This window comes from Natronoarchaeum philippinense (assembly GCF_900215575.1).
GTDB lineage: Archaea > Halobacteriota > Halobacteria > Halobacteriales > Natronoarchaeaceae > Natronoarchaeum > Natronoarchaeum philippinense.
Map to the genome: position 1 here is coordinate 118,435 of NZ_OBEJ01000003.1, position 12,323 is coordinate 130,757.

A 12,323-nucleotide genomic window follows, 5' to 3' on the forward strand; every position below is an offset into this window, starting at 1 on the left:
TCGCAGCCGATCGGCTTCGGCGTCTGCTCGCTATCACAACTAATCGGCGACGGCGACGACGGCTCACACGACCACCGCCACGTCCGCGACGATTGCGAGTGTCGTCAGCGCCGTCCCGACGAGCAACAGCGGGTGGCCGCGTTCGGCGGCATCGACGACTCTGACGGCCGCCCAGAGCCACGCCGCGTCGGCGGCGACCATCGCCAGCAGGTAGACCGCGCCGAGCGTGCCGGTCAAGTACGGTACGGGACTCACCAGCACCGCCAGCAGGAGCGTCGCGGCCGCGACCAGCAGCGCGCTTCGCTCGCCGAGGCAGACGGGGAGCGTCGTCAGTCCTGCCGCCCGGTCGCCGCGCACGTCCCTCACGTCGAGGAGAATCTCCCGGGCCAGCGCGGGCAGCGTGGCGAGCGTCGCGAGTCCGGCGGTCGCGCTCGCATCGCCGGCGGCGGCGCCGCCGAACAGGAGCGTGCTCCCGCTGAGCAGCGCCACGAGAACGTTTCCAGCGCCCGCTCGCCCTTTCAGTCCGGACGTGTAGGCGGCGACGGCCAGCACGTTGACCGCCGCGATGGCGATCGCCGGCGCCGGCAGGACGGCTGCCACCGCCAGCGCGCCGGCGAGGAGCGCTGTCCCCAGTGCAAGTGCTGTCCCGGCGTCGACCGCGCCGCTGGGAATCGGCCGGTCGGGGCTGTCGACCACGTCGAGGTCCCGGTCGACGTAGTCGTTGATCGCGTTGCCGCCCGCGGTCGCCAGCATCGCCACGAGCGCCGCCGCGGCGACGCCCGGCCCGACGGCCCGTGTCCCCGCCGCGACGAACGCGCCCACGAGCGTGAGCGTCCCGGCGCCGGCGACAGGGAGCGGCCGCGCAAGCTCGACCAGTCCCCGGAGCTGTCGATTCGGGATGGTCGGGTTCATTCAAACTACAAATTTCACTACTGCAGTATAAAATGAACGATAGAATAGACGATTTGATGGTGCAGGCGTCGGTTTCTAATCGACCCACGGTGTCGATCTCAGCGTGTCGTTCCACGCGTCAGTCCCCTCCGAGCGGTTCGGGCGGCGCGATCCGGAACTCGCCCTCGAACGCGATCCGAGCCAGCGCCCGTGAGCCCAGATCGAGCGCGCGTAGCCGGTCGGCCTGCGGATGGTCGCCGAGCGAGAGCGCGACGCGACTGCTCAGCGGTGCGGCCCCGAAATCACCTCGAAGTGTCAGCGGCTCCCGGACTACGCCGTCGTCGCCCGCCGTGTAACTGCGCGTGGTGACGCCGCTGCTGAGCGTTCGCGGACGCCGAATCTCGACCGAGAGGAGTCGTTCGCCGTCGATATCGACCGTCGTGCGCCGGGTGGCACCTTCGTCCTCGAACTCGATGCCGGCGACGATCTTCGGATACGACCAGATCTCACCGAGCGCGCGGGCCGGCTCGGTCGTCACGGGGAGCGTCCAGACGTAGCCTCCGCCCTCGCCGGTGAGCAGCGAGAGCGGCGACGCGGTCCGAGCGTCTGGCGGGGCGGTCCCGTCGTCGGGCGCGGCGGCGAACAGGACGCCGAACTCGGCGTAGGGCTCGATCTCGCCGCGGCCGATCCGGTCGTACTCGACGCACATGAGCGTCGCCGCGGCCCGGGACGGCGTCACGCGGATCGGCGCGAGCTCCTCGGGAAGCAACGTCCGGACGCCGTCGAGCGACGCCCCGAATGTCGCGGCGACGATGCTCGCGTCGGTCGACAGCGGGAGCGCGACCTCGTGGCCGGTCGACAGCACGGCGGTCCGCTCGTCCTCGGTCACGGCAACCCTCCGAGACGCTGGTAGAGCCGATTCGCCGTGATGCTGACCCGCCCGAACCACCGCTGGATCGGGTCCTGCAACCGGGCTGGAAGTATGTGGGTCCACCGGACGAAGTGGGCGAACGTGCCGACGGGATACCGGGCTCGCGGGGACGCCGTGGTCGCCGCGGCGACGATCCGCTCCGCGACGGCCTCGGGATCGGCCGCTAACGGACCGCCTTCCAGCACCCACCCGCGGTCGAGCGCCGCGTAGGTGTCCCCGTAGGCGTCGGTTCGGTCGCCGTCGAGGCGCTCGCGGGCGCCGTCGGCGAAGCCGGTGTCGACCCACGCCGGTTCGACGAGGCTCACGTCGACGCCGGTGTCGCGGAGTTCGATCCGCAGCGCATCGGTCAGCGATTCCAGCGCCGCTTTTCCGGCGCAGTAGGTGCCGACGCCGGGGACCGTCGACATCCCGAGCACGCTGGAGACGTTGACGATGCGGCCGTGCCCAGCGGCCCGCATCTCGGGTAGCACCGCCCGACAGAGCGTCCCGACGCCGTGGACGAGCACGTCGAACTGGCGCCGGGCGTCCTCGGGGTCGACATCTTCGATCGGTCCCGGAACGGCGTAGCCGGCGTTGTTCACGAGCGCGTCGATGCGGCCCGTTTCGTCGACGATCTCCTCGACGACGCGCTCGCACTGCTCGGCGTCGGTCACGTCGAGTTCCCGGCAGGTACAGCGCTCGCGTAACTCCTCGGGCAACGGCATCTCGATGTCAGTCGCGTACACCCGCCAGCCCCGATCGGCGAGCGCCGTCGCCGTCGCGGCGCCGATGCCCGAGGCCGCGCCGGTGATCAGCGCGACCGGCGTCTCGTCGCCGTGTGCGTCGCCGCCAGCGCCCGCGCGGTTGCCGTCGCTCACTGTTGGTCGACCGTTGGAAACAAAGGGTTATATCGTTGGCTATCGGCGCGAAACGAACGCGTCGGGACGCCGCGTTACAGCCCGGCGACCTCTTCGATGGCGTCGGTCAGCTCCTTGATGCTCTCGACGTCGTGCTCGCCCATGTGGCCGATTCGGAACGTCGTCTCGCCCAGCGTCGAGCCGTAGCCGTTCGAGAACGCCATGTCGTACTCTTCGTTGATCGTCTCGATCGTCCCGGCCACGTCGATGTCTTGGGTGTTCTCGATGCAGGCGACCGTCTGGGATTCGTAGCCCTCCTCGGGGAACATGGCGAAGTGCTCTTCGGCCCACTCGCGGGTGTACTCGGCCATTTCGCGGTGGCGCTGGTCGCGGGCCTCGTGGCCCTCTTCGAGCATGTGTTTCATCTGCTTGCGGTAGGCCAGCATGATCGGGATCGCCGGCGTCGAGTGGGTCTGGCCCTTCCGGTCGTAGTAATCGAGCGTGCGCTGGAAGCCGCCGTACCACGAGGCGGAGTCTTTCTCCAGTTCGCGCTCGTAGGCCTCGTCGCTGACGACACAGATCGCCAGCCCCGGCGGCATGGCGAAGGCCTTCTGGCTCGACGCGAAGATCACGTCGATGTTGTGCTCGTCGATGTCGACGTAGTCCCCACCCAGCGCGGAGACCGCGTCGACGACAAAGTACGTGTCGGGGTACTCCGCGACCACGTCGCCGATCTCCTCGATCGGATTGCGCACGCCCGTCGAGGACTCGTTCATCACCGTTGCGACCACGTCGTAGTGTTTGTCGCTTGCTTCGAGTTCGGCGCGGATGTCCTCGGGCTTGATCGCCTCGCCCCACTCGTACTCCAGCCGGTCGACGTTCTTGCCCAGTCGCTCGGCGACGTTGGCGTGGCGTTCGCTGAAGCTCCCGCAGGTCGGCACGAGGATGTTCTCGTCGACGAGGTTGAGCGTCGAGGCCTCCCAGAACTCGGTGCCAGAGCCCGTCAGGATGATGACTTCGTTGTCCGTGCCGAGGAACTCCTTGGTGTCCTCGACGATGGTCGTGTAGAGGTCGGTCATCCGGTCCATGCGGTGGCCGAACATCGGCTCGCACATCGACTCGATGACGTCCTCGCGGACTTCGGTCGGGCCGGGGATGTACAGCGTCTTGTCGTCGTAGTCGTCGCGGTATTCGCGTTTCTCGGTCACGGGTGTCACCTGATACTGCCTCCTGCGTCGCGCGGCGGTATGGTACTTTTGATGGCGCTCTGGTGGTAGAATAACTCGGCGCCGAGTACCGACGGGACGGCGTCTCCGCGTCGGCGTCGATCGGTTACTGCTGCTCTTGGGCTTCCTGCATCACCAGCAGGGAAAGCGGTAGACTGGCGGCGACCAGTCCGCCAACGCCGCCGTACAGCGGATCGACGCCGACCAGCGGCCCGACCAGATAGCCTGTGAGAAACCCGATCGGGTCGAGCACGAGCGCCGAGATGAGGACCTGCTGTTCGAAGGGCTTCTCTTCTAGCCAGCCGGGGAAGATTCCGAGCATCGCGTGCTCGATTGAATTTTCCCGCAGGTGATAATTGTTACGTCGTGTGGTTTGTGTCCCAAACTGATGTGTGCGCCGCGTCGTTCCGGCGCTACTCGTCGTTTGGCTCGTCGCTCGGCTCGATGTCGGAGTCGTCCTGACGGCTGTCGGCCGACTCGCCGTCGGCGTCGATCTCGATCTCGACCGTGTCGACGCCGTCGTCGCCGCGGCGCCCTCCGGGGAGCAGCCCGCGAACGTCCGACAGCACCTGCGAGCCGGAGTTGGTCGAGCGCAGTTCGGCGTTTCGGGCGGCGTCCCGGAGCGCCCGCTCGATCTGGCTTCGGTCGAGCTGTTGGCCCACGCGCTTGCCGACGACGCCGCCGACCGCGTAGCCGACGAACTGCTCGACGGTCTGGCCCGGCGTGTACTTCCCGACGGAGTTCTGGACGGCGAGACGACCCGCAGAGCGCCCGACGATCTCGCCCAATTTCTCGTATTCGGGCGGCTCTTCTAGCCCCTCGCCCGACAGCAACGCCTCCACGTCGACAGCTTCCAGCACGTCCTTGATCGTGTCGGTGGCGAAGTAGGCTTCGAGCCCCGTTTCGAGGCCGCGCTGTACGTGGTTCGTGAGATCCGGTGGGTCTGGCGGCATCGATGTGTTCCTCACGCGTGATACAGTCCCGACGACTGAAAGGCTCGTGCCTGCTGGCGCCGGTTCCGACACCTCGGTCGCCGACCACGTCGTCTTTATCATTATCGATTGCGTAGGTTGTGATGTTATGGCACAGCAAGAAGTACGCGACGTACTGGAGGTCGACCGGTACACGCTCGGACTGGTCGGCCCCGACCAGGAGTGGGCCGGCACGGTCGCCGACGGGGGGACGATCAAGACTCACACGCCGCCGGCGTGTTGGGGACCGATGATCACGCCCGAGTTCCGCGGGGGTCACGAGGTCACTCGCCCGATCCGGGTCGAAAACGCCGAGGTCGGCGATGCCGTCGCGCTGAAAATCCGGGACATCGAGGTGACAAGCGTCGCAACCAGCACGGGGTCGATGCGCGAGCGCGAGGGGGCGTTCGACAGCGACCCCTTCGTCGACCATCGGTGTCCGAACTGCGGCACCGAGTGGCCCGAGAGCGTCGTCGAGGGGACGGGCGAGGACGCCATCAAGTGCGCCGAGTGCGGCGAAAACGCCTCCTCGTTTGGCTTCGAGTTCGGCTACACTGTCGCGTTCGACGACGACCGCTCCGTGGGCATCACCGTCGGCGAGGACGGCGCGCACGATCTGGCCGAGCGCGCCGAGGAGGCGATGGCGATCCCCGAGCACTCCCGCCAGCACCCGATCTTGCTGTACGAACCCGACGAGATGCCGGGGACGCTCGGGCGCCTGCGCCCCTTCGCCGGCAACATCGGCACGACGCCGCCGGTCGAACTGCCGGACTCGCACAACGCCGGCGACTTCGGCCAGTTCCTGATCGGCGCCGACCACGAGTGGGGACTCGAAGACGAGGATGAACTGGCGGCACGCACCGACGGTCACATGGACATCTCCGAAGTCCGGGCCGGCGCGACGCTGCTCTGTCCCGTCGCGGTCGACGGCGCCGGCGTCTACGTCGGCGACCTCCACGCGAATCAGGGCGACGGCGAACTCTCCTTGCACACGACCGACGTGAGCGGGCGCACCGAGGTCGACGTGGAGGTGATCAAAGGCCTCGATATCGACGGCCCGATCCTGCTCCCCAACGAGGAGGATCTGCCCTTCATCAGCGCGCCCTACAGCGACGAGGAACTCGACGACGGCCGCGAACTGGCCGAGCAGTACGACACCGACCTGACCGAGGAGATGGGACCGATCCAGGTGATCGGCTCGGGGGCGACAATCAACGACGCCACCGAGAACGCGTTCGACCGGGCCGGCAAACTGCTGGACATGACCGAGGGCGAGGTCCGGGGCCGATGCACGTTCACCGGCGGCGTCCAGATCGGCCGGCTCCCCGGCGTCGTCCAGCTCGATATGTTGGCGCCGATGGAGAAGTTGGAGGAGCGCGGAATGGACCACCTCGTGCGCGATCAGTACGGGCTCTGAGGCGCCCAGTCCGTCCGCCTCAGTCGGCCTCGCTCGCCCGCTCGCCGAGGGTCGGGACGCCGCCGATGTCCAGTCGCAAGAACGCCGGAATCGTCACGAGCGCGATCAGTATTTCCATGCCGCCCGCGACGAAGAAGGCGGTCAGATAGCCGTACGCGTCGGCGACGGTGCCGCCGACGAGAAAGCCGAGCAGGAAGCCGACGCTCCCGAACATGTTGAACCCGCCCATGGCGACGCCGCGGTCGCCGTCGCGTGCGATGTCGGTCACGAGCGCCATCGTCGCCGGCGAGACGAGCGCGCCGAGCACGCCGACGGCCACCATCCCGACGCCCGCCAGCCGCAGCGTCGGCGCCAGTCCGACGCTGATCACGCCCAGCCCGTACAGCGCCGACCCGGCGACGATCGGGAGCGTCCGACCGATCCGATCCGAAAGCGCTCCCATCGGGTACTGCAACAGCGCGAACGGGGCGAAAAACAGCATCAGCACCAGCCCCGTCTCGCCGGGACCGATGCCGAACGCGTCCTGAAAGTACAGCGTCCCGACGAGCGCGAAAAAGCCCGCAGTCATCCGGTCGATCAGGCCGAAGGCGTAGGGGATCGAGAGCGTCGGCGTCGCGCGGATCGACGCCAGCGCGGCCCGGGCGCTGCGCCCGCCCGAGGGAGCGCGGTCCTCGACGAACCAGACCAGCACGCCCGCGACGACCAGCAGGGCGCAGGCGAGATACAGCGGCGCGAGCGCGTCGACCTCCGAGAGCTGGCCGCCAAGCGGCGCCCCGACGGCGGTCCCCGAACCGATGGCGATGCCGGCGGCGCCCATGTTCTTGCCGTGCCCGCCGTCCAGATCCATCAGCATCGTCATCGCCAGCGAGAACGCGCCGATCGTCGCGGCGCCCTGCACGACCCGCAGTGCGAGCACGACGCCGAACGACACGTCGGTGATCGCGGGTAGGACGCCGAGGACGCCGTAGCCCGCTGCGCCCCCGAGCGCGCCGACGGCGATGAAGGGCACGCGCTTGCCGGCGGCGTCGCTCAGCGCGCCCCAGACGCCGACGAAGGTGACGAACGCCCCGAACTCGGCGGCGAGAAACCACATGCCGGCGTCGAGCTCGGTTGTCGCACCGAGCGCCTGCACGAGCCCGCCGATTCCCGGGTAGAGGAGGACCTGTGCGAGCAGGACCGCGGCGACGACGGCGGCGAGTGCGAGCCGGTCGCGGTGGGTACTCACAGTTACTGGTCCTTCGGCATCGAGCGTGTTAACCACTGCTGAATCGGCTGGTCAGGTCGCGTTTCGTGCTAGCAGATAGCAATATTTGCGAATCTTGCCGTAACTGTCGGTTATTTCCGAGTCGAGAGATATGCGTCGTACACATGACTGACTCGGACGAGCCGGAGTTCCGGACCCGGAGTCTCCACGCGGGCCAGGAGCCCGATCCGGCGACGGGTGCCCGGGCACCGCCGCTCTACCAGACAACGTCCTACGTTTTCGACGACGCCGACCACGCCGCTGACCTGTACGCGCTGGAGGCCGAGGGACACATCTACTCGCGGATGACCAACCCCACGGTGCAGATGCTAGAGGAACGCCTCACCGACCTCGAAGGCGGGGCCGGCGCCGTCGCCACCGGCAGCGGGATGGCCGCGCTCGACGCCGCGACGCTCGTCCTCGCAAGCGTCGGCGACAACGTCGTCTGCTCGACGGACACCTACGGCGGCACGACGGCCTATCTCTCTCACACCGCCAAGCGCCGCGGGATCGAGGCGCGCTTCGTCCCGACGCTGGATCTCGACGCCTACGCCGAGGCGATCGACGAGGACACCGCCTACGTCCACCTCGAAACGATCGGCAACCCCTCGCTGGTGACGCCGGACTTCGAGGCGGTCGCCGAGATCGCCCACGAGCGATCGGTTCCTGTCGTCGTCGACAACACCTTCGCGACGCCCGCGCTCTGTAACCCCTTAGAGCACGGCGCCGACGTGGTGTGGAACTCGACGACCAAGTGGATCCACGGGTCGGGAACGACGATCGGCGGCATCCTCGTCGACGGCGGCGACTTCGACTGGGCGGCGGGCGGCTACGAGGAGGTCGCCGGCCCGAACCCGGCGTACCACGACACCGACTTCAGCGAGGACTTCGCCGACGCACCGTTCGCGGCGGCGGCACGATTTCGCTCGCTCCGGAGTCTCGGCAATCAACAGCATCCCTTCGACGCGTGGCAGACCCTGCAGGGCATCGAGACGCTGCCGATCCGGATGGAGAAACACTGCGAGAACGCCGCCATCGTCGCGGAGTACATGGCCGACCACGACGAGGTGGCGTGGGTGTCGTACCCGGGACTGGAGAGCCACGAAACCCACGAGCACGCCAGCCGGTATCTCGACGGCGGCTACGGCGGCATGATCGCGTTCGGGCTGGAAGGCGGGTACGAGGCCGGCAAGCGCTTCTGCGAGGAGGCCGACCTCGCCAGCTTCCTCGCCAACATCGGCGACGCCAAGACGCTGGTGATCCACCCCGCCAGCACGACTCACGGCCAGCTCACGCCCGAGGAGCAGGAAGAAGCCGGCGTGACGCCAGATCTCGTTCGGCTCTCCGTGGGGATCGAGGACCCCGCCGACATTCTGGCGGATATCGACCGGGCGATCGAGGCCGCGCAGTGAGGTTTGCGCGCTCCGAATAGAGTATTATCGAGCACGTCAGACGGCGTTTATATTCTGGAATGATATAGAAAACTATTCCATTGATAACTGATCAGAATGATGTATGACTGCGATCCGTCTCGATAACATCTCTAAGCAGTTTGGAGATTTTCTGCACTTCAGAGGGTGAACCTCACCGTCGAGGAAGGCGAGATTTTCGGCTTTCTTGGCCCCAACGGGGCTGGAAAGTCGACGACGATCGACATCCTCCTCGACTTCGTCAGACCGTCCGGCGGCGAGGCCACCGTATTCGGACACGACTGCCAGACCGAGAGCAAGCGGGTCCGGGAAATGACGGGTGTGCTTCCCGACGGCTACGACGTGTACTCGCGGCTCACCGGCCGACAGCACGTCGACTACCGAATCGATGCCGAACAAGTCGACGAGGACCCAGATGCGATCCTCGAACGCGTCGGGCTGGCTGATGCCGCCGACCGGAAAGCGGGCGAGTACTCCAAGGGAATGGCCCAGCGTCTCGTTCTGGGAATGGCGCTAGTCGGCGACCCCGAACTGCTGATTTTAGACGAACCGTCGACTGGGCTTGACCCGAACGGCACGCGGGAACTGCGTCGGATCGTCCGAGAAGAAAGCGAGCGCGGCCGAACGGTCTTCTTTTCGAGTCACAGTCTCTCACAGGTTGAAGCCGTCTGTGACCGTGTCGGAATTCTACAGGACGGCGAACTCGCCGCGGTCGACACCGTCGACGGGCTCAGAGATGCCGCTGGTCGTGAGTCGACACTTCAGATACGCGTCGATCGAGTGACAGAGCGTGTGACCGCTCGGGTAGAACAGATCGAGGGTGTGCGCGAAGTCGTCGCTGACTCCGCTGACGGAGAACTCTCGGTTCGGGCGGCAGACGAGGCGAAGCCGACGATCCTGAACGTGCTTCAAGACAACGGTGTCACTGTCGAGACGTTCTCGACCGACCAAACGTCGCTCGAAGATATCTTTGCGTCGTACACCGCGGAGGATTCCCGATGACTCTCAGATCAGTCGCTCGGTTCGATTTTCAAGGCGCTGTCAGGTCGTGGTTGATTTGGATTCTCTCTGTGTTATTCGTGCTTGTTTGCGGGGCCGCTGCTTGGACCCTCCCGAACCGTCTTTCGGGCAATCCTACACTCCTCGCCGCGGATACGGCTGCTTTCGGCAATGACATGATCACGCCGACGGTGATGTTGGCGTCCTTGATCGCTGTTGTCGTCGCTCACAAGGCAATCGCCGGAGAGCGCGATTCGGGTCGTCTGAAACTCCTCTTGACATCGCCACACACGCGGCGAGATGTCGTTTTCGGAAAGTTCGTCAGTCGATCTCTTATCGTGCTTGCCCCTCTGTTTCTGGGTCTTTGTACTGCGGCTATCGTTGCTATCGTCAGGCACGATCAGTTCTCTGCTACGTCGTACGTTTTGTTCAGCTCGCTCACGGTCCTGTTTGCCCTGTCGTTCGTTAGCTTGTCACTCGCAGTGTCGTCGCTCGCTGCTTCGGATCGGGAGGCTACAGTTGGTGCGTTCGGACTCTACTTCGCACTCGCTGCCGGCTGGGATCTCGTCACGGGGTTGGTGAAAGTTGCGAGAGATCTGCTCGTTGGGAGCGAACCGGTGGGACAACCAAATCCTGACTGGTTCGTCCTGCTGGATATGCTCGGGCCGGCCGGAGCGTACGAGCGACTCGTGCTCGAACTGGTCTGGCGGCCTGATACCGGCCTGTTCGCGCTTCACGCTGACAAGCCTTGGTACTGGAGCGCGTGGCTCGCACTCGCAATCATCCTTTTCTGGGTTGTCGTACCGGTGATTGCCGGCTATCTCGGATTTCGAGCGACTGATCTCTGACCGGAGTCGGTGTTACCCGCCGACTCCCTGCACAAATTACCGTAACTGTTGGTTATATAGCGTGCGAGAATAATAATCGTAGCGTATGTGCGGACGGCCAGCTTCAGTGCCGCGTCGACGCCGGAGCGACGCGTTCACGTATCTGCAAGAGAGGGATCCTGTATGAACGCGGACGCCGGCGTCCTCGATCTGGGGGAGTTCGAGTTCGACTGCGGCGAGTCGATCCCCCGACTCGATGTCGCCTACGAGGCCTACGGCGAGTTTGACGGCGACAACGCGGTGCTGGTCTGTCACGCCCTGACCGGCAGCGCCCACGTCGCCCACCGTCGACTCGACGAGGAGCCCGCCGACGCCCAGCCCACCGGCGGGCAGGCCTACGCGTGGTGGTCCGACATCGTCGGGCCGGGCAAGGCCATCGACACCAAGGAGTACTACGTGGTCTGTGTCAACATCCCCGGCTCGTGCTACGGAACGACGGGCCCGGCCAGCGAGAACCCCGAGACGGGCGAGCCCTACGGCACGGAGTTCCCGCCCGTGACGGTCGCCGACTGGACCCGCGTCCAGCGCCGGGCGCTCGACGCGCTCGGTGTCGGTCGACTTCACGCCGTCGTCGGCGGCAGCGTCGGCGGGATGAACGCCCTCGACTGGGCGAAGCGCTACCCCGACGACGTGCGCCGGCTCGCCGCGATCGCCACCGCCGGCCGGCTCGATCCTCAGAGTCTCGCGCTCGACGCCATCGCCCGGCGGGCGATCCGCGCCGATCCGAACTGGAACGGGGGTCACTACTACGGAGAGGAGCAGGAACCCCCCACCGAAGGGCTGGCGTTGGCCCGCCAGATCGGCCACGTGATGTACCTCTCGAAGGCGTCGATGTCCCAGAAGTTCGGCCGCCGGTCCGCGGGCAGAGACACCGGCGGCGAGCAGTTCCCGGCCGACGCCGCGGCGGCGTTTTTCCCCTATCGGGACGTGGAGTCGTATCTCGACTATCAGGCCGAGAAGTTCGTCGACCGGTTCGACGCCAACAGCTACCTCTACCTCACTCGCGCGATGGACAACTACGACCTCGCGGCGGGCTACGAGGACGACGCCGACGCGCTGGCAGCCTTCACCGGCGAGGCGCTGGTGACGAGTTTCACCGGCGACTGGCACTTCACGACCGAGCAGGCCGAGGCGCTTGCCGACGGGTTCCGGGACGCCGACGTACAGACTGCTCACCACGTGATCGAGTCCGACCACGGCCACGACGCCTTCCTCGTCGAACCGGACAACGTCGGCCCGCCGCTCGCGGACTTCCTCTCGACCGGCATCGACGGCAAGGCCGTCACCGACACCGACGAGGACCCCCGCGACGACACCGAGTTCGCGCCCGTCCACACGAGTCTGTTTTCGGACTGAGGCTTCCTCCGGGTTCGGATCGATTTTTCTCAGGCGGACAAGTTGCTGTCACGCCACCGCTTCGGACCACGACCCCTCGGTATCTGCAATGGTGATCGGTATTTTCTAATATTTTGATGGAATCTTTGACAGTCGA

Annotated in this window: 11 protein-coding genes and 1 pseudogene; 5 read left to right on the forward strand and 7 right to left on the reverse strand. The window is 66.4% G+C overall.

The genetic code is table 11. From position 1 onward, the window contains the following. Positions 1–63: 63 nt before the first annotated feature. The 6 genes from CRO01_RS11460 to CRO01_RS11485 form a co-directional block, all read right to left on the reverse strand. A complete protein-coding gene (locus CRO01_RS11460; RefSeq protein ID WP_097009294.1) occupies positions 64–912 on the reverse strand; it encodes a UbiA family prenyltransferase in 849 nt (282 codons plus the stop codon). Between the two features lie 118 nt (positions 913–1,030). After that, positions 1,031–1,780 carry an acetoacetate decarboxylase family protein gene (locus tag CRO01_RS11465; RefSeq protein ID WP_097009295.1) on the reverse strand — a complete coding sequence of 250 codons (750 nt, stop codon included), beginning with the start codon at positions 1,778–1,780 and terminating at the stop codon, positions 1,031–1,033. Continuing rightward, the gene (locus CRO01_RS11470) at positions 1,777–2,679 is read right to left on the reverse strand and encodes an SDR family oxidoreductase (RefSeq protein WP_097009296.1); all 903 of its coding nucleotides are present in this window, start codon (positions 2,677–2,679) and stop codon (positions 1,777–1,779) included. The genes CRO01_RS11465 and CRO01_RS11470 overlap by 4 nt, the downstream gene beginning before the upstream one ends. A 74-nt stretch (positions 2,680–2,753) precedes the next feature. Beyond that, positions 2,754–3,866 carry a pyridoxal-phosphate-dependent aminotransferase family protein gene (locus tag CRO01_RS11475; protein WP_097009297.1) on the reverse strand — a complete coding sequence of 371 codons (1,113 nt, stop codon included), beginning with the start codon at positions 3,864–3,866 and terminating at the stop codon, positions 2,754–2,756. A 124-nt stretch (positions 3,867–3,990) separates the two neighbouring features. Beyond that, positions 3,991–4,206, reverse strand: coding sequence for a hypothetical protein (locus CRO01_RS11480; protein WP_097009298.1), 216 nt, complete (start codon positions 4,204–4,206; stop codon positions 3,991–3,993). A 91-nt stretch (positions 4,207–4,297) separates the two neighbouring features. Continuing rightward, the gene (locus CRO01_RS11485; RefSeq protein WP_097009299.1) at positions 4,298–4,837 is read right to left on the reverse strand and encodes a hypothetical protein; all 540 of its coding nucleotides are present in this window, start codon (positions 4,835–4,837) and stop codon (positions 4,298–4,300) included. A 127-nt stretch (positions 4,838–4,964) separates the two neighbouring features. Between CRO01_RS11485 and CRO01_RS11490 the strand changes: the two genes are divergently transcribed. Further along, entirely contained in the window at positions 4,965–6,272 is a 1,308-nt protein-coding gene (locus tag CRO01_RS11490) for an acetamidase/formamidase family protein (protein WP_097009300.1), read from the forward strand. Positions 6,273–6,291: 19 nt separating this feature from the next. Here CRO01_RS11490 and CRO01_RS11495 read toward each other — a convergent pair whose 3' ends face one another. After that, entirely contained in the window at positions 6,292–7,497 is a 1,206-nt protein-coding gene (locus CRO01_RS11495) for an MFS transporter (protein ID WP_097009301.1), read from the reverse strand. A gap of 143 nt (positions 7,498–7,640) precedes the next feature. Between CRO01_RS11495 and CRO01_RS11500 the strand changes: the two genes are divergently transcribed. The 4 genes and pseudogenes from CRO01_RS11500 to metX all read left to right on the forward strand — a co-directional run bounded on the left by CRO01_RS11500 (position 7,641) and on the right by metX (position 12,187). Further along, entirely contained in the window at positions 7,641–8,927 is a 1,287-nt protein-coding gene (locus CRO01_RS11500; protein WP_097009302.1) for an O-acetylhomoserine aminocarboxypropyltransferase/cysteine synthase family protein, read from the forward strand. 103 nt (positions 8,928–9,030) lie between these two features. Beyond that, a pseudogene (locus tag CRO01_RS11505) lies at positions 9,031–9,947 on the forward strand (ATP-binding cassette domain-containing protein). Then, on the forward strand, positions 9,944–10,792 hold the full coding sequence (locus CRO01_RS11510; protein ID WP_097009304.1) for an ABC transporter permease subunit: 849 nt from the start codon (positions 9,944–9,946) through the stop codon (positions 10,790–10,792). Before CRO01_RS11505 ends, CRO01_RS11510 begins: the two are co-directional and overlap by 4 nt. A 162-nt stretch (positions 10,793–10,954) precedes the next feature. After that, complete coding sequence (gene metX, locus CRO01_RS11515) at positions 10,955–12,187, forward strand: homoserine O-acetyltransferase MetX (protein ID WP_097009305.1); 1,233 nt, start codon at positions 10,955–10,957, stop codon at positions 12,185–12,187. The last annotated feature ends 136 nt before the right edge of the window (positions 12,188–12,323 follow it).